This is a genomic window from Paraglaciecola sp. (assembly GCF_030730205.1).
In the GTDB taxonomy this organism is placed as follows: domain Bacteria; phylum Pseudomonadota; class Gammaproteobacteria; order Enterobacterales; family Alteromonadaceae; genus Paraglaciecola.
This window is the reverse complement of sequence record NZ_JANQVQ010000028.1, coordinates 24003-41462: the sequence shown is the minus strand read 5'-3', so window position 1 is coordinate 41462 and position 17460 is coordinate 24003. Positions and strand designations below refer to the sequence as shown.

Annotated in this window: 15 protein-coding genes; 6 read left to right on the top strand and 9 right to left on the bottom strand. The window is 42.7% G+C overall.

Annotated elements, in window-relative coordinates:
* Positions 1–42: 42 nt before the first annotated feature.
* The 3 genes from NWQ57_RS02525 to NWQ57_RS02515 all read right to left on the bottom strand — a co-directional run bounded on the left by NWQ57_RS02525 (position 43) and on the right by NWQ57_RS02515 (position 3576).
* Positions 43–1389, bottom strand: a complete 1347-nt coding sequence (locus NWQ57_RS02525; protein ID WP_306020425.1) for an OprO/OprP family phosphate-selective porin — start codon at positions 1387–1389, stop codon at positions 43–45.
* Between the two features lie 228 nt (positions 1390–1617).
* Entirely contained in the window at positions 1618–2886 is a 1269-nt protein-coding gene (locus tag NWQ57_RS02520; protein ID WP_306020424.1) for an inorganic phosphate transporter, read from the bottom strand.
* A 12-nt stretch (positions 2887–2898) separates the two neighbouring features.
* The gene (locus tag NWQ57_RS02515; protein ID WP_306020422.1) at positions 2899–3576 is read right to left on the bottom strand and encodes a TIGR00153 family protein; all 678 of its coding nucleotides are present in this window, start codon (positions 3574–3576) and stop codon (positions 2899–2901) included.
* Between the two features lie 301 nt (positions 3577–3877).
* On the opposite strand from NWQ57_RS02515, the gene NWQ57_RS02510 reads away from it, so the two are divergent.
* The 3 genes from NWQ57_RS02510 to ppx are packed head-to-tail and all read left to right on the top strand — an operon-like array spanning position 3878 to position 8066.
* Positions 3878–4381, top strand: coding sequence for a glycine cleavage system protein R (locus NWQ57_RS02510; RefSeq protein WP_306020421.1), 504 nt, complete (start codon positions 3878–3880; stop codon positions 4379–4381).
* Positions 4382–4441: 60 nt separating this feature from the next.
* Positions 4442–6556: a polyphosphate kinase 1 gene (ppk1, locus tag NWQ57_RS02505; protein WP_306020420.1), complete on the top strand. Its 2115-nt coding sequence runs from the start codon at positions 4442–4444 to the stop codon at positions 6554–6556.
* A complete protein-coding gene (gene ppx / locus NWQ57_RS02500) occupies positions 6540–8066 on the top strand; it encodes an exopolyphosphatase (protein ID WP_306020418.1) in 1527 nt (508 codons plus the stop codon). Before ppk1 ends, ppx begins: the two co-directional genes overlap by 17 nt.
* 20 nt (positions 8067–8086) lie before the next feature.
* Here ppx and NWQ57_RS02495 read toward each other — a convergent pair whose 3' ends face one another.
* From NWQ57_RS02495 to tkt, 5 genes are all read right to left on the bottom strand, one after another.
* Positions 8087–8425, bottom strand: a complete 339-nt coding sequence (locus NWQ57_RS02495; protein ID WP_306020417.1) for a hypothetical protein — start codon at positions 8423–8425, stop codon at positions 8087–8089.
* A gap of 187 nt (positions 8426–8612) precedes the next feature.
* Positions 8613–9512 (bottom strand): fructose bisphosphate aldolase, encoded by a 900-nt coding sequence (locus NWQ57_RS02490; protein ID WP_306020416.1) that lies wholly within the window; start codon positions 9510–9512, stop codon positions 8613–8615.
* Positions 9513–9635: 123 nt separating this feature from the next.
* A complete protein-coding gene (locus NWQ57_RS02485; protein ID WP_306020414.1) occupies positions 9636–10802 on the bottom strand; it encodes a phosphoglycerate kinase in 1167 nt (388 codons plus the stop codon).
* A gap of 44 nt (positions 10803–10846) precedes the next feature.
* Positions 10847–11857, bottom strand: a complete 1011-nt coding sequence (gene epd / locus NWQ57_RS02480; RefSeq protein ID WP_306020413.1) for an erythrose-4-phosphate dehydrogenase — start codon at positions 11855–11857, stop codon at positions 10847–10849.
* A 159-nt stretch (positions 11858–12016) separates the two neighbouring features.
* Positions 12017–14014: a transketolase gene (gene tkt / locus NWQ57_RS02475; protein WP_306020412.1), complete on the bottom strand. Its 1998-nt coding sequence runs from the start codon at positions 14012–14014 to the stop codon at positions 12017–12019.
* Between the two features lie 274 nt (positions 14015–14288).
* On the opposite strand from tkt, the gene metK reads away from it, so the two are divergent.
* Entirely contained in the window at positions 14289–15434 is a 1146-nt protein-coding gene (gene metK, locus NWQ57_RS02470) for a methionine adenosyltransferase (protein ID WP_306020411.1), read from the top strand.
* 64 nt (positions 15435–15498) lie between these two features.
* Here metK and NWQ57_RS02465 read toward each other — a convergent pair whose 3' ends face one another.
* The gene (locus tag NWQ57_RS02465) at positions 15499–15972 is read right to left on the bottom strand and encodes a hypothetical protein (RefSeq protein ID WP_306020410.1); all 474 of its coding nucleotides are present in this window, start codon (positions 15970–15972) and stop codon (positions 15499–15501) included.
* A 137-nt stretch (positions 15973–16109) separates the two neighbouring features.
* On the opposite strand from NWQ57_RS02465, the gene NWQ57_RS02460 reads away from it, so the two are divergent.
* Both NWQ57_RS02460 and mscL read left to right on the top strand, forming a co-directional pair.
* Positions 16110–16907 carry a M48 family metallopeptidase gene (locus tag NWQ57_RS02460; RefSeq protein ID WP_306020451.1) on the top strand — a complete coding sequence of 266 codons (798 nt, stop codon included), beginning with the start codon at positions 16110–16112 and terminating at the stop codon, positions 16905–16907.
* A gap of 117 nt (positions 16908–17024) precedes the next feature.
* Positions 17025–17423, top strand: a complete 399-nt coding sequence (gene mscL, locus NWQ57_RS02455; protein ID WP_306020409.1) for a large-conductance mechanosensitive channel protein MscL — start codon at positions 17025–17027, stop codon at positions 17421–17423.
* Positions 17424–17460: the final 37 nt, after the last annotated feature.

Below are 17460 nucleotides of genomic sequence, written 5' to 3'. Positions count from 1 at the left end.
TGAGCCACTCGGTGAGCCAATTTGCCATTACATGATCGTTCGTTAAAAACTGACCTGAGTGCGCGCCCCCACCACATTGACCGAAAAATCTTGCGGCGCGCCCTCAACAATACCCAAGGCATCGCTGTACTTAATATGTCCGTAATTCACTAAAAATCTAACGTTATTAACCGGTGTCCAAATAAGTGAGGTCATATACGCATTTTGAGTACCGCCAACAATATCGGCGTCGACCAAGTCTAGACGGTCAAACCTGACATTAATTTGCCACGCGCCCATACCACCGGCACCCAAGGGTTCACTGACTTTCACCCCCTTGAATATGCCACCTTGATATTGGCGAGCATCATTTGTTAAAAAATAACCCGCCTCAATCGCACCACCAAAGAAAGATGCATCTTCAAAACCGTTTCTATCGAGCATTAATGAATACATTTCAGCCATGGCATGAAAACGATCAGCAATCAGGCCAAACTCTAGGCCCAAACCTGTTTCAGTGTCGGCACCGGCAATATTGTTGGTATTAATAAATCGAGTATCAACCGTGTGCACCATAGGGCGCGCACGATATCTGACTGTGTCAGTGCTTTCTGCGAGATTTCGCCAGTGCACTGATGCACCAACATGCCATTGCTTACCCTCTATTTTCGGGGCCAGATAGGCTCTTACATCAACACTGTGTGAGTTATTGCCGTCGTTCAAATTATCGATGTTATCGGTAAATACCCCACCTTCTAGATTAATATCAGCGACTTTATATGATGCTGAAATACCAACCTTACGTTCAAAACCAAAGGCATCAGTAAAGGCTGCTCGTTCAATAAAGCTTGTATCATTACTGCTGGATAATTCTTCTAAACCTTGAAAATTATTATGCTGGCCAATAATGATTTTTAATCCATCGCTTTTGTAATCAAGGTAAGCATCAGTTAACGTCGTGCCATCCAGAAAGTCAGCTTCCAATTTATAAGCGAAACCGCCTGGCATAGAGCCCTGAATACCAAGTCGTACCCGTCGAGCCTCATTAGAAAATCCTTCTCCGGGGATATCAATGCTCGATGGCACAGAAGAGAGGTTAGAAAAGTCATACAACATTCTGCCTCGTGGCTTAATACTCCACCCGCCCTGACTTTTTACTTCAGGTGCGCCCTTCCATTTCACCGACGTATCATTTTTAGTGCTTAGTTTTTTGTCTATTTCTACCTTGTCTGTTGCAACCGCATTTAGCTTGTCTTTTATGGCACTAATTTCTTGTTCTAATTGGTTAAGGCGTTCCAATAAAGCCGTGTCATTTTGTCCTTCTTTTTCTTGTGCAAGCGCCGTCAATGGCAAAGATAAGCTTAAACAAGCGGAGAAAAATGAAGTAAACACTATGTTTTTTTTAGACACGTCTCATTCCAGTTTTTGGCAGGATTTAAATTGCGCGCAATATAGACCAAAATGACTTAAATGACAATTTTATGAAGCTTTAATGAATTTTTTGTGACTTACTTTATAAGGATAAATGACAGCGAAAGGATGCCGTTTTTTGTCACTAAAAAAGGCCAGAAACGTTGTAACGTTCTGGCCTAGTTTTATAGCAATTCAGCCTAACTTTGACTGATTAAAAAGCGCGTTTTAGGCGGCAAAGATACCTTTAATCATGTAGAAGAACATAATTGATAAACCAGCACCTGCAGGAAGTGTTACCACCCATGAAATAACGATATTTCTTACTACACCTAAATTAAGTGCCGCAATACCTCTTGCCATACCTACACCCAGTACTGCACCAACTAAGGTTTGCGTGGTAGAGATAGGCAAACCGGTACCTGATGCGATAACCACCGTACTTGCAGCAGCAAGTTCTGCAGCAAAACCGCGGCTTGGGGTTAAATGGGTAATCCCATTACCAATCGTTTTGATAACTCGATGACCAAAAAGTGCTAAACCTGCAACAATACCAATACCACCTAGGGGTAATATCCACCATACTAAGGCTGATTTAGAACCGATTTCACCACCACTGTTGACAATACTGACTACAGCAGCCAATGGCCCAATTGCATTCGCCACATCGTTTGAACCATGGGCAAACGCCATACAACAAGCAGTAACAATCATCAGTACCGCAAAGACTTTTTCTACGTTGGCAAAGTGAGCAGCGCGACCTGCTTGCGGGTCAAACTTGAGTCGGTTAATAATAACCTTACCAATAATGGCAACCACAAGACCAATCGCAATTGAAATTAGGTAGCCAGTGCTGCTTTCAATGTGCAAACCAACATGGCTTAAACCTTTTTTGATGGTCACTAAAGACATAATAAAACCAGCCGCTGCCATGTAAAAAGGCACATAACGTTTGGCATTATCAAAAGGTTTTTCAGTATCAAATATCAGCTTTTGCGCACTTTGGAAAATTAAGTAAGCAATAAAGCCAGAAATAGCAGGAGTGACGATCCAACTTCCTACAATACCCGTTACTTTTGCCCACTCAACGGCATCAGAACTCACACCAATCGCCGCAAAACCAACGATTGCACCAACAATAGAGTGGGTAGTTGACACTGGCCAGCCTAAGTAAGAAGCGAAGGCTAACCAAATACCCGCCGCCAATAGCGAGGCGATCATACCGTATACAAGCAATTCAGGAGTATTGACAAAGAATGCAGAGTCAATAATCCCTTTACGGATGGTTGAAGTCACTTCGCCACCCGCCAAATAGGCGCCGGCAAACTCAAAAATCATGGCAATGAAGATTGCTTGTTTGATTGTTAAGGCTTTTGAACCTACCGAGGTTCCCATAGCATTAGCAACATCGTTAGCACCAATACCCCAAGCCATTAAGAATCCAACCGCAGCCGCAGCTACGATCAACATAAAACCGTATGTATTTAAAATATCCATGAAATGCGTCTCTTAATTGGCTAACATTAATTCGAGCCTAGAACCAACTCGTTCAGAAATATCGGCCAATTCGCCGACCCATTCAATAATACTGTACAAGAACATGACATCCACAGGATTAAGATTTTTCTCAATGGATAACAAGCTTCTGCGCAGCCCTATTTGTAATCTGTCTGTGTCATCTTCGATGCTGTCAAGACGCTCAATCATGTCTTCAACTAGTTTTACTTCACGGCCTCTAAAACCTGTTTCAAGTAATTCATCAAGTTCGTTTATCACTTGTTTCGCTTGGTCAGTGGCGTCTAAGCAACGTTGCAAATATTCAAGAAACTGGCTTTGTAACTGTTCAGGCACTGTTAACTGGCGGCCTAAAATTCGTCCAGAAATATCTTTCGCTTTGTTGGCTATTTTGTCTTGCTGAGTAAGCAAATCCAATACGTCTTGGCGTTGAATAGGCATAAAAATACCGCTAGGTAAATTTATCCGTAATTCACGCTTTATGGTGTCAGCTTGCTTTTCTAGTTTTGAAATGGCAGCTTGTTGCTCTTGCGCTGCTTTCCAATCTTCTGCGTAAACCGCTTCAAAAAAAGGCAATAAGCCCTGGCTGCATTGATGCACAAGGTTGATATGATCTTCTAATGGCTTTAATGGTGATTTTGCAAACACCCCTAAGAAAGAATTCATTGGCATAATTTACTTTTCTCTTTAGTTAAGTTGATGCTTAAAACGAATAAACACGCACCACACCCTTGGACGCGCATTCTATTACAGAAATAAGACACTTTTGTTACAGTGAACAAATTTTTCTAAATTTAAAACTCTCGTCATAATAATTCACTGCGTTTCCGTGGCTTGCTAAGATAGAAACTCATCAGTATAGAGGGTTGGTAGACCTTCTTAATAAACAACAAATTAAATTACATCCCATAGTAGCAAGATTAAGTTATGCTTTTATGTCATTGATAAACTAATCAAATTAATAGGATATAAGATGAAACCATTGATTTTTACCTTAGTTGGCCCCGATAAACCGGGTTTAATCAGCAACCTATCTAAAGCCGTCTACCAAAGAAATGGAAATTGGCTAGGCAGTAATTTTTCACATATGGCCGGGCATTTTGCCGGTTTTGTGCACATTGATTTGCCAGAAGACAAACACGCCGAACTGATTGAATTATTTAGCCAACACCCTGATCTGCGTATCCATTTAGTCTCGGCTCAAACAAGCCAATTAAAGAACCAACAAACCGTTGAAATTACTATCATGGGAAATGACAAAGCAGGTATAGTGCAAGAGCTAACGCGAGTCCTAAATCAGTTTAACTTGAATATTGTTAAGTTTGATTCGAGTTGCACCAGCGCCCCCAACTCAGGTAGCCCGCTTTTCAATGCAAAAGCCATTGTCGAGATTGCACCAGAGGTTGACTTGTCTAATTTACGTGACGCACTTGAAAATATAGCCAACGACTTAATGATAGACGTGGACTTAGTTTAATTATTAGCTGTGCTGTCATCAAAACGTCACATTCTCACCTGAGGATCGACGTTTTGTCTTATGACGGATAAATTGAATAGAACCATGCCATTACAAACCACTACCTACTATCCAAGAGAACTAAGCTGGTTAGCATTTAATCAACGCGTATTACAAGAAGCGGCTGATAAAAAAAATCCCATCATTGAGCGAATACGCTTCTTAGGTATTTATTCAAGTAACATGGATGAGTTTTATCGGGTCCGCGTTGCTGATGTGAAACGTAAGATTTACATTCATTTAAACGAAGGCGATACACAAAAAGCCGACGACACCAAATTGTTGATGGAAAAAATTCAACAACGGGTACTCGTGATGACCAAAGATTTTGATCGAGTATACGAAGACGTTGTTGCCCGTTTAGCCCGCTATCGTATTTATTTACTCGATGAGAAAGATTTAAACCCCTTTCATACGCAGTGGTTGCGAGACTATTTCAAAAATAAAATTCTACGGCATATCGCGCCTATTCTGCTGGATAACAAAGTAAAATTAGTGTCTCGATTAAATGATTCAGCCACCTATTTATATATTGGTATTTATAACGAAGGCAAGCCCACTAGTTATGCCACTATAGAAGTTCCCACTCAGGTTATGTCCCGCTTTGTGGTAATACCCCCTGAAAAAAGCCGTAAGAAAAAATACATTATTTTGCTCGACAATATTATTCGGCAAAACCTTGAGAGCATTTTTAAGGGCTTTATCAAATTTGATAAATTAAGCGCTTATTCATTTAAGATGACCCGAGATTCAGAATATTCGATCAATGATGAAATTGACGAAAGTTACGTAGATAAGATGTCTGACAGTATGAAACAACGTTTAATCGCTGAGCCTGTGCGCGTGGTTTACGATGGTCGAATGCCTGAAGACATGCTGAAAGATTTGCAAAAACGTTTAAAGATATCGTCGTTTGACAGCTTGATCGCCAGCGGTGCCTATCGTAACTTTAAAGACTTTATCGGTTTTCCTAATATCGGCCGTGAATATCTCGAAAACCCTATACTACCGGCGATGACAGCGACTGACTTTGCAAAATACGACACGGTATTTGAAGCCATCACCGCCAAAGATATTTTGTTGTATTACCCCTATCATCGGTTTCTACACTTCACAGAATTTGTGCGCCAAGCGGCCTTTGACCCGCAAGTCAAACATATTCGGCTGAACATTTACCGTGTTGCCAGTAAGTCACGGGTCATGGGTTCGTTAATTGACGCGGTGGATAACGGTAAAAAAGTCACCGTCGTGGTTGAGCTACGAGCAAGATTTGATGAACAAGCCAATATAGAATGGTCAAAAACCATGACCGATGCGGGTGTTAAAGTCGTATTTGGTATGCCAGCATTAAAAATTCACAGTAAGGTGTGTGTGGTAAGCCGCGAAGAAAATGGCAAATTAGTCAATTACGCGCATTTAGGCACTGGCAACTTTAACGAAAAAACCGCCAAAATATACACAGACTTTAGCCTATTTACGCGTAATCCTGAAATAACAGAGGAAGCTGAAAACCTCTTCACCTTTATTCAACAGCCCTACAGGCGCGTGAAGTTTCAGCATTTACAAGTATCACCTATTAATGCGCGGACTAAAATTCAGTTGCTGGTTCGCCAAGAAATACAAAATTGTAAAGAAGGCCAAAAAGCCGAAATTTTTCTCAAATTAAATAACTTAGACGATGAATTGCTGATTGACGATTTGTATAAGGCAAGTCAAGCAGGTGTGAAAGTAAAGGCTATCATTCGCGGGATCTGCTCATTGATCCCAGGGGTAAAAGGCTTAAGCGAAAATATCAGTATCATTAGTATCGTTGACCGCTTTTTAGAGCACCCTCGGGTCCTCGTATTTGAAAATGGAGGCGACAGAAAAGTTTTTATTTCGTCAGCTGACTGGATGACCCGCAATATGGACAATCGAATTGAAGTAGGTTGCCCGATTTTTGACCCTGATATTAAAAATCGCATACTAAACATTTTAAATATCCAATGGCATGATACGGTTAAGGCCAGAGTCATTGATGCCGAGCAAACAAATAAATATGTTAAACGCGGCAATCGCAAACAAACTCGTTCGCAAGTTGCAATTTATGACTACCTAAAAGGGTTGGAAACAAAACAAAATGCTAAATCTGAATAACGCCTTTGACACCGTTGAAGTAAGAGAGTCCCTAAAAGTGGCTGCGCTGGATCTTGGTTCCAATAGTTTTCACTTAGTAGTAGCGCGCATTGTCGCAGGCTCAGTGCAAATATTGCATCGGGTCAAACAAAAAGTGCGCCTTGCTGATGGGCTGGGTGTTGACGGCGCATTGTCAGAAGAAGCCCAACAACGTGGCCTCGATACGCTTGCCACTATTGCAGAAAGTCTGCAAGATTTTGCACCTGAGTCGGTAAGAGTCGTCGCCACTCATACCCTAAGAAGAGCGAGTAACGCAAAAGAATTTCTGCAGGCAGCCAAAAAAGTCTTTCCCTTCCCCATTGAAGTGATTTCAGGGGCTGAAGAAGCCCGTTTGATCTACCAAGGTGTGGCACACACCAATCATCAAACAGGCCAACGCCTTATCGTGGATATTGGTGGTGGGTCTACCGAATTTATTATTGGTGAAGGATTTGAGACCAAAATTTTACGTAGTTTGCAAATGGGCTGCGTGAGTTACACCAATAAATTTTTCAAACAGGGCGAAATCAAAGCTAAGTTTTTTACCAAAGCCATTACTAGCGCCCAGCAAGAATTAGAACTCATCGACAAGAAGTTTAATCAGATCGGTTGGAAAGCCTGTATAGGCACCTCTGGCACCATTAAAAGCATCATTGAGCTGGCCTCTCAACTAGACTCCACCAATCGTGAAAACTGCGTGTCGTTGAGTGACTTAAACGTACTGATGGACCTATGCTGTGCGGCGGGTAACAGTAAAGATTTAAAATTAGAAGGTTTGAGTGATGACCGTCGCCCGGTTTTTGCAGCGGGATTGTCCATTCTAATTGCCGTATTTAAGAGCTTACACATTACTGAAATGGAGTTTTCATCTGCGGCGCTGCGTGAAGGTGTTTTATATGAAATGGGCGACCAGTTAGCGCAAAAGGATATTCGCCAGCGCAGTGCTGAAAGTTTAGCGGTGCGATATGACGTAGATATCGAACAAGCAAAGCGGGTTTTAAATACAACCATGGATCTATTTCAACAGGTTCGCAAAGGTTGGGATATTAATCACCCTGAGTTAAAAAGTCTGTTGGGTTGGTCTGCCCTACTGCACGAAGTTGGTTTACACATTAATACTCGTGGTATTCAACGCCATTCGAGTTACATTCTGCAAAATATTGATTTACCCGGTTTTGGCCAAGAGCAGCAAAGTATTCTGGCCACCTTGGTGCGTTTTCATCGCAAGAAAATCCGTAAAGCAGACATCGTAGAATTTACGTTGTTACAACAGAGCCAAGTACTGAAGTTAATTACCTTGCTCAGAATTGGGGTGTTATTGAACATAAAACGTCAAGATGACATCTTGCCTGAAATTAAAATAACGGCACTAGACAAGAAAATTACCCTACACCTGCCTGATGATTGGCTGAGCCAAAAACCGGTCTTTAGCGCTGATTTAGAAAGAGAACTTGAATATCTAAAAGATATTGACTTCAAGCTTCACTATTAGGCATTCAAAGCAAAGTGGAGTTAACGACCCAGAAATTCGTCAATTAGCTCCGCTAGCCTGTCTTGTAAATGCTCTTCAAAGTCATCCAGTTCCTTGCCAAATACCCGTAAATACTTCTGCGCTTTATCGTGATCCAAGCGTTTATTGTTAGTTTTGTATTCGGTTTCAAGTAATGACTTATCAAAGCGCGGTGTGATAACCCAACGAACAAAGTCAGAATCCAGCGTGGCAACGTCTTGCTTGGCAAACTTACAAAATTTTTCGATGTGATCGATGCCATCAGGCCCCAAACAACCAGGCTCAACCCGAAACGTTACTGTCAGCTTTTTATAAAGTGGTAAGGGCAAATCAACATTCATAAGGGATAATTACTTTCACTTTGGGTTAAATTACTATCATCTCAATAATAGCGTAATTATTTCATCTTAAAAGCTTAAAATAACTGAAACTACTGAAAAAACAAGTAAGTAGAAGTAGACTGAACAGCCTGCGGACATAAAAAAAGCCGAATGAGATCCGGCTTTGTTCATGCTTCTAACAAACTAACTAGCTGCGCGATGCCTGATAAATACTTTCAATGGTCGCGTCTAGTACGCTATCAAATTCTGCATCAGACTGCTGGGCACTCACACCTTCAGTTAAGGCACGAGAAAAACTGGCAATCATGCCTTTATTTTCTGTTAGGCGCTGATTGGCTTCTTCACGGTCGTAACCACCAGATAAAGCCACCAGCTTCAACACTTTAGGATGACTTACAAGCTCTGCGTAAAAGTTAGCCGTTTCTGGCAAAGTCACTTTAAACATCACTGGAGTATCTGCACTTAATGAATCTAGGTGCTTCAATATGGCCGCCTTTAACATTGCCTCAGCGGCTGCTTTTTCAGGGCTGTGAATATCAATTTCAGGCTCTAAAATTGGCACGAGGCCCGCAGCCAAAATTTGCTTTCCAACCTCAAATTGCTGAGCAACGACTGCTTCAATACCGGCTTCGTTGGCTAACTTAATCACTGAACGCATTTTTGTACCAAAGACGTTTTGCTTATTTGCTTTGGCTAACAGCTCGTCTAAGTTACTAATGGGCTTAAGTAGCTGAGTACCATTTACTTCATCTTGTAAGCCTTTATCTACCTTCAAAAAAGGCACAACGTGTTTATCTTGCCACAAGTATTCTGCTGATGGTTTACCAGCAATTTCTCGGTCTAAGGTATTTTCAAACAAAATGGCCCCTAACACGCGGCTCCCATCAAACGCTTTTGACGTTACGATACGGGTCCTCATGTCATGCACCTTGCGGAACATTTCTTCATCACCATTGTAGTCAGATTCCATGACACCGTATAAGCGCAACGCCTTTGGTGTACTCCCTCCGCTCTGATCCAATGCCGCAATAAATCCAACTTGCGACTTAATTTTTTCAAGCATGTCCAATTGTGCTGGTGATGCCATGTAGTGCACTCCTTCTTTTTATTTAAAGCCGATAGTAGAACGGCTCGTAGGTTACATAGGTTAGTAGTTGAGGACTCAAGCCCTTCTTTTTATAAATTTCTTACTGACTTAAGCCAGTTTTTATTATTTTTTTGCCGCTCGAGCTTCGAGCATAGCCACTGCGGGTAAAGTCTTACCTTCAACAAATTCTAAGAAAGCGCCGCCACCAGTAGAGATATAAGAGATCTGATCTTCTAAGCCCCATTTATCTATGGCCGCTAAGGTATCACCGCCACCGGCAATTGAAAACGCGTCACTTTGGGCAATAGCCCGAGCGACCACTTCTGTGCCTTTAGCAAAATTATCAAATTCGAATACACCACATGGGCCGTTCCACAATATGGTTTTAGCACTTTTAAGTACTTCAGCAACATGAGCTGCAGTTTGTGGACCGTAGTCCATGATTTCTTCGTCATCTAACACTTCATTTACCAGCTTCACTTCAGCCGGTGCGGTATCAGAAAACTCTTTACCAACTCGCACATCAACCGCTTCAGGAATATCAAGATTCGCCATTAATTTTTGTGCTTCTGGGATCAAGTCTTTTTCATACAAAGACTTACCCACATTGTGGCCACGAGCCGCAATAAAGGTGTTTGAAATCCCACCACCGACAATTAACTGATCAGCAATTTTAGATAAAGCGTCTAACACCGTTAATTTGGTTGATACTTTAGAACCACCCACTACCGCCACCATAGGACGTGCAGGGTTACCAAGCGCCTTCCCTAAAGCCTCTAACTCGCCAGCCAATAATGGACCAGCACAGGCTACAGGTGCATACACGCCAACACCGTGAGTAGACGCTTGCGCACGGTGGGCCGTACCAAATGCATCCATTACGTAAATATCACATAAGGCAGCATATTGTTTTGCTAAGACTTCGTCATCATTTTTCTCGCCTTTGTTAAAGCGCACGTTTTCCAAAATAACCACTTCACCGGCTTGCACTTCAAGGCCTTGCAAATAGTCTTTTTCTAAACGCACGGGGCACGAAAGCGCGTCTTGTAAATAATTGACAACGGGAAGTAATGAATACTCTTCTTCAAACACACCTTCGCTTGGTCTGCCCAAATGCGACATCACCATGACTTTGGCACCTGCTTCCACGGCAAGTTTTATAGTGGGGATAGCTGCGCGTAGACGTGCATCAGAGCTCACTTTTCCGTCTTTAATCGGCACGTTAAGGTCTTCTCTTATTAAGACTCTTTTACCCGCTAGTTCAAGTTCGCTCATTTTTAAAATAGACATACAGTACCTTCTTGATATTTAAATTAAATCGAAAACGTGTCAGCTTATTCGCTGGCAAACATGGCCAATGCTGTATCTAGCATTCTATTGGCAAAACCCCATTCATTGTCACACCACACTAAGGTTTTCACCAATTGCTTGTGGCTAACCCGTGTTTGATTGCCATCCACAATACACGAATGAGGGTCGTGGTTAAAATCTACTGATACTAAGGGCTCTTCGGTATAATCCAGTATTCCCGCTAAGCGCCCTTTTCTTGCTGCTTTGAGGGCAGCGTTAACCTGCGCTATACACACTTCGGTGTCCAAGGTTACGCTTAAATCCATCGCGGTAACATTGATGGTGGGCACGCGCACAGCTATCGCTTCAAATCGACCCGCGAACTTGGGCAAAATACGTTCTATGCCAATTGCTAACTTGGTATCAACCGGAATAATAGACTGGCTTGCTGCTCTTGTTCGGCGTAAATCTGGATGATATGCATCAATAACTTGTTGATCATGCATGGAAGAATGAATTGTAGTGATCGTACCACTGAGCACGCCGAAGGCGTCATCCAATACTTGTATTACTGGCACAATACAATTTGTGGTGCATGAACCATTAGAAACAATGCGATCGGTGGGTTTGAGTTGATCTTCGTTGATGCCAAAGATCACCGTTGCGTCCATGTCTGCGCTACAAGGCTGAGAAAACAATACTTTTTTAGCACCTTGGTTTAGATGAGCAAGCCCTGCTTCACGATCGCCATACACTCCGGTGCATTCAAGCACAAGGTCGATGTCTAACCTTGCCCAAGGGAGTTGCTCAATCTTATGGTGTTGGAATAATTGAATAGTATCACTGCCCACACGCAAAGCTTCATCGTGCAGATCCACCGGGATCCTAAAACGTCCATGAGACGTGTCATACTTCAATAGGTGAGCAATCCCTTGGGGTGAGGCAATTTCATTAATAGCCACTATTTTTATGTGCTGATTTAGCCCTGTCTCATACATGGCCCTCAGTACATTGCGTCCTATTCGGCCAAAACCATTTATTGCAATTCTCAGCATAATACTCGTAAATAATTCATTGGTTTATTCAACCAAAATGATATCCCTTGAACTTGATTTTACTGCGTTGACTACTGAGCCTAAAAACAGAAAAAACAAAGGCGCTTGAAAGCGCCTTAGGATATAGATTTATTAACTTTACTGAAAGCCATTTAACGACTAATTCAATAAGCCTTTGGCTGCCGTAACGACCGCGTCACTGGTAATCCCGAAATGTTTCATCAAAGCACCACCTGGGGCTGATTCACCAAAAGTCGACATACCGACTATTGCACCATCAAATCCAACGTATTTATGCCAAAAATCGACATGTAAAGCTTCAACGGCAACCCGTTTAGTTACCGCTTTGGGTAATACCGACTCACGATAAGCCGCATCTTGTTGATCAAACAAGTTCGTGCTTGGCATGGATACCACACGCACTGCAACACCTGACTCCGTTAAGGCGGCTGCAGCTTCAACCGCAATACCCACTTCAGAACCTGTCGCAATCAAAATAACGTCAGGTTGTGTAGTACAATCAACCAGTACATAACCACCTTTTGCCACATCAGCAAGCTGAGCAGCAGTGCGAGACTGCGCCGTCAAACCTTGGCGACTGAATACCAATGCAGAAGGTCCAGAAGTACGCTCTAAAGCAGATTTCCAAGCAACCGCAGTTTCAGCACCGTCACAAGGACGCCAAGTATTCAAATTGGGCGTTAAACGTAAGTTTGCAACTTGCTCAATAGGTTGATGCGTAGGACCATCCTCGCCTTGGCCAATTGAGTCATGGGTGTAGACAAATATGTTGGGAATGCCCATTAAAGCTGACATTCGCACAGCGTTACGTGCATATTCCATAAACATAAGGAAAGTCGCACCAAAGGCTCTGAAACCGCCATGTAAGCCAATCCCGTTCATGATTCCGCTCATACCAAATTCGCGAACACCATAGAACAAATAATTACCACTGGCATCGTCAGCAGAAATACCTTTCGCTTCTTTCCACAGAGTCAAGTTAGAGCCGGCTAAATCAGCAGAACCACCAATCACTTCTGGTAACAAGGTAGCAAAGGCTTGGATACAGTTTTGTGAGGCCTTACGACTGGCAATATTTTCGGCTTTGGCTTGAGATTCAGCAATAAAGGCATCGGCTTTTTCGCTAAAGTCAGCAGGCAATTCCCCGCTTAAACGACGAGACAATTGCGCGGCTAATTCAGGGTAAGCTTGCTCATAGGCTGCAAATTGTTTGTTCCAAGCAGCTTCTTTTTCGGCGCCTTGGCTTTTTGCGTCCCAGCCAGCATACACATCAGCAGGAATTTCAAAGGGGGCGTGTGGCCACTTTAAAAACTCACGAGCAGCGGCTATTTCTGCATCACCAAGAGGGGCACCGTGGCAATCATGGCTACCTGATTTATTAGGTGAGCCAAAACCGATAATGGTTTTACAGCAAATCAAAGTAGGTTTATCGCTTACCGCTTTTGCCGCTTCAATTGCACTAGCAATAGCAGCAGGATCGTGCCCATCAACATCAGCAATCACGTGCCAGCCATAAGCTTCAAAACGCGCTGGTGTGTTATCAGTAAACCAACCTTCTACATGACCATCGATAGAAATACCGTTGTCATCCCAAAAAGCAACTAACTTGCCAAGGCCTAAAGTACCGGCCAATGAACAGGCTTCGTGAGAAATACCTTCCATTAGACAGCCATCGCCTAAGAAGCAATAAGTGAAATGATCAATGACGTCATGGCCTTCGCGGTTAAACTGAGCTGCTAAGGTTTTTTCAGCAATCGCCATACCGACCGCATTACTGATGCCTTGTCCTAGTGGACCCGTTGTCGTTTCAACGCCAGGTGCGTAACCGTATTCCGGGTGACCAGGTGTTTTAGAGTGAAGTTGACGAAAGTTTTTTAACTCTTCCATCGGTAAATCATAACCAGATAAATGCAGCAGTGAATACACCAACATTGAACCATGGCCGTTAGACATGACAAAGCGATCACGATTGTCCCACTTAGGGTTAGTCGGATTATGGTTTAGAAAATCACACCATAACACTTGTGCAATATCAGCCATCCCCATTGGGGCTCCCGGGTGACCAGAATTAGCTTTTTGCACAGCATCCATGCTTAGCGCTCTAATGGCGTTGGCAAGTTCTTGACGTTGGGGCATGTTGTCTCCTGACGGTAAATTTGAAATCAAATTAATAAAGTAAATAAAAAGGAATAGATCCGATTGGCTTGGCATTTTGTATTAGCCTACCAACAACTTCAATGCTTTTCATATAACAAAAGGTTGTTTTGACGTGACTTTATTTCTCTAAATTTCCTCGCATTAAAAAAGACGTTTGGACGTCTAGATGGAAAGACTGGTAATTTATTGAACATTAGGTAAAATACCGAGCTATCAAGTCGATAAAACAAAATCGAACAAAGTAAGGCCCATTATGACAACACATTTATTTACCTCAGAGTCTGTTTCTGAAGGACATCCGGATAAAATCGCTGACCAAATTTCTGACGCGGTGTTAGACGCTATATTAACGCAAGACCCACGTGCCCGCGTAGCCTGCGAGACTTTTGTCAAAACCGGCATGGTATTAGTCGGTGGCGAAGTCACTACTTCTGCTTGGGTTGATATCGAAGAAATCACCCGTAAAACAGTAAAAGAAATTGGCTACACGCATTCTGATATGGGTTTTGATGCTGATTCGTGTGCCGTTTTAAACGCCATCGGTAAACAATCGCCTGACATTAATCAGGGCGTTGATCGTACTTCTCCAGAAGAACAAGGCGCTGGTGACCAAGGATTGATGTTCGGATACGCCAGTAACGAAACTGACGTGCTCATGCCCGCACCCATCACGTATTCTCATCGTTTAGTAAAACGCCAAGCAGAGGTCAGAAAAAACGGAACTTTAAACTGGTTACGTCCCGATGCAAAAAGCCAAGTGACGTTCGTTTACGAGAATAATCAGCCTGTGGGTATTGATGCGGTTGTCCTTTCAACCCAACATTGCGATTCAATCAGTACAGCTGACTTACGTGAAGCGGTCATGGAAGAAATCATCAAGCCTGTGCTACCAGCAAAATGGTTAACAGCAAAAACCAAATACTTTATTAACCCAACGGGTCGTTTTGTTATTGGTGGGCCAATGGGTGATTGTGGTCTTACGGGTCGAAAAATTATTGTTGATACCTACGGTGGTATGGCAAGACACGGTGGCGGTGCATTTTCAGGTAAAGACCCTTCAAAAGTGGATCGTTCTGCCGCTTATGCCGGACGTTATGTGGCTAAAAATATCGTAGCTGCTGGCCTTGCTGACCGTTGTGAAATTCAGGTTTCTTATGCGATTGGTGTTGCCGAACCCACCTCCATTAATATTGAAACCTTCGGTACAGGTAAAATATCTGAGGCCAAATTGATTGAGTTGGTGCGCGCTAATTTTGACTTGCGTCCCTATGGTTTAATTAAAATGCTGGACCTTGAACGCCCCATCTACCAAGCGACGGCTGCCTATGGACACTTTGGCCGTGACGAGTTCCCTTGGGAAAAAACCGACAAAGCAGAATTACTAAAAGCCGGTCTATAAACTTTATGCTAGGGCCAATTAGGTCAAAGTTTATTACAACAACGCCTCATTGATGAGGCGTTTTTTATAGTGACGGGTATTCTTTGGCCGCTTCAATGCAGCTCTCCATTGGGCGCTGGGTTAACCTTACATCACCCGCTACTCTGACACTAACGCACTCCCCTACTGCACCGGATTTTTTACCGACAATCACTGTGACCACATCACCATCTACTGCTTTTAACTGATATTCATAACCTTTAGAGCTGCCTTCAAAAATCGCGGCAAACAAACCGCCTACTAGAGCCCCAGCTATGCCGCCCGCAATCATATCTTCTTTGTCGCCATCAGAGCCTTCAATTACACCACCTATTGCACCAACGGCCATGCCTTCGCCGATATAGGATTTAAATCTAACTTTTTTTACCTCTTGCACATAAGCATAAAATTCAGTTACAAACTGGTTCTGGGCTCTTCGATCCACATCAGTGGAATTAGCACAACCAACCAATAGCGACCCTAAGAGAAAAACACCTACGTAAGCCAATTTGTTTTGCATATATCGTCCTAGTTTTTTTAACACTCACCTATCCTAAGCAGCAAAATAATGAAACTTGCCTGAACATAAGCTTAACGACTTATCCGAATCAATGTAATATCAAGACACTTAGTTATTCAATTGGAGTCAATATTTTGATGAAGTTTTCTCGGTTTGTTACTTACGCTGGCTGTTTAGTTTTATTAACCGCATGTGCCAAATCTCCTATGGGTAGAAACCAGCTCAAACTCTATTCAAATCAACAACTAGCCGGAATGGGACAACAAACCTTTGACGGAATGAAAGCCGAACAAAAAGTATCCAGCAAAGCAGTGACTAACGAATTTGTCAATTGTGTCGCTAACGCGATTACTAAACATGTGCCCAACTCAGTATTTAATGGCCAATGGGAAGTGGTGGTATTTGACGATCCACAAGTAAACGCATTTGCCTTACCAGGAGGAAAAATTGGTGTTTACACGGGCTTATTGGCGGTTGCAGAAAACCAAGAACAGCTGGCAGCGGTTATAGGTCATGAAGTAGGCCATGTTATTGCCGAGCACGGTAACGAAAGGATGTCGAGTAGTACCTTAATAGGTATTGGTATGGAAGCCACCAATGCCTTGTTGCAAGCCAATGAGATTGCCAACAACAACTTAATCATGGCGGCAATCGGCGCAGGCGTGCAAGTAGGTGTGCAATTACCCTTTAGCCGTACCCATGAAAGCGAGGCTGACTTAATCGGTTTAGAGCTCATGGCCCAATCTGGTTTTGCGCCTGGTGAAGCCGTGAAACTGTGGCAAAACATGGCAAAAGCCAGTGGTGATCAACGTCAACCAGAGTTGTTATCTACTCACCCCTTACCCGCTACTCGGATTAGCAATATCGAGCAACACTTGCCTGCCGCGGTGGCTATGTTCAATAGCGCTTCTGATAAACCTAAGTGCAAGAGGTAATTGGCTTAATTTGTAACAAAATGCAAAAAAATTGTACACATCGTGATCATCAGATAAACTCGCGACAGAATGTTTAACGTTTAAACATTCATTAAAACGAATAAGAAGGATGTTTAAATGAGTTTTATGTCAGAGTTTAAGAAATTTGCAATGAAAGGCAACGTGGTCGACATGGCGGTCGGTATTATTATCGGTGCCGCTTTTGGTAAGATCGTTGCTTCTTTCGTTGGTGATATTTTAATGCCGCCTCTTGGCCTAGCCCTTGGTGGAGTGAACTTTACTGATTTGGCTTTTGTATTAAAAGAAGCCACAGCAGAAAGTCCCGCGGTCGCAATCGCTTGGGGTAAATTTGTTCAAACTGTAATAGACTTTGTTATTATTGCATTTGCGGTTTTTGTGGGTGTTAAAGCGATGAACTCGATGAAAAAGAAAGAAGAAGCTGCTCCGGCTGCTCCAGCTGCACCACCTAAGCAAGAAGTATTACTTGAAGAAATTCGTGATTTGTTGAAAAAATAAAACACTAATTGATTTATTAAGCCAGATTCGGCGACGA

Coding starts and splice junctions, on each gene's coding strand:
- NWQ57_RS02485 (WP_306020414.1), bottom strand. CDS start 10,802: ATGTCTATTTTAAAAATGAGCGAACTTGAACTAGCGGGTAAAAGAGTC.
- NWQ57_RS02520 (WP_306020424.1), bottom strand. CDS start 2,886: ATGGATATTTTAAATACATACGGTTTTATGTTGATCGTAGCTGCGGCT.
- tkt (WP_306020412.1), bottom strand. CDS start 14,014: ATGCCCCAACGTCAAGAACTTGCCAACGCCATTAGAGCGCTAAGCATG.
- NWQ57_RS02460 (WP_306020451.1), top strand. CDS start 16,110: ATGAAGTTTTCTCGGTTTGTTACTTACGCTGGCTGTTTAGTTTTATTA.
- ppk1 (WP_306020420.1), top strand. CDS start 4,442: ATGACGGATAAATTGAATAGAACCATGCCATTACAAACCACTACCTAC.
- NWQ57_RS02515 (WP_306020422.1), bottom strand. CDS start 3,576: ATGCCAATGAATTCTTTCTTAGGGGTGTTTGCAAAATCACCATTAAAG.
- mscL (WP_306020409.1), top strand. CDS start 17,025: ATGAGTTTTATGTCAGAGTTTAAGAAATTTGCAATGAAAGGCAACGTG.
- ppx (WP_306020418.1), top strand. CDS start 6,540: ATGCTAAATCTGAATAACGCCTTTGACACCGTTGAAGTAAGAGAGTCC.
- metK (WP_306020411.1), top strand. CDS start 14,289: ATGACAACACATTTATTTACCTCAGAGTCTGTTTCTGAAGGACATCCG.
- epd (WP_306020413.1), bottom strand. CDS start 11,857: ATGCTGAGAATTGCAATAAATGGTTTTGGCCGAATAGGACGCAATGTA.
- NWQ57_RS02495 (WP_306020417.1), bottom strand. CDS start 8,425: ATGAATGTTGATTTGCCCTTACCACTTTATAAAAAGCTGACAGTAACG.
- NWQ57_RS02465 (WP_306020410.1), bottom strand. CDS start 15,972: ATGCAAAACAAATTGGCTTACGTAGGTGTTTTTCTCTTAGGGTCGCTA.
- NWQ57_RS02490 (WP_306020416.1), bottom strand. CDS start 9,512: ATGGCATCACCAGCACAATTGGACATGCTTGAAAAAATTAAGTCGCAA.
- NWQ57_RS02510 (WP_306020421.1), top strand. CDS start 3,878: ATGAAACCATTGATTTTTACCTTAGTTGGCCCCGATAAACCGGGTTTA.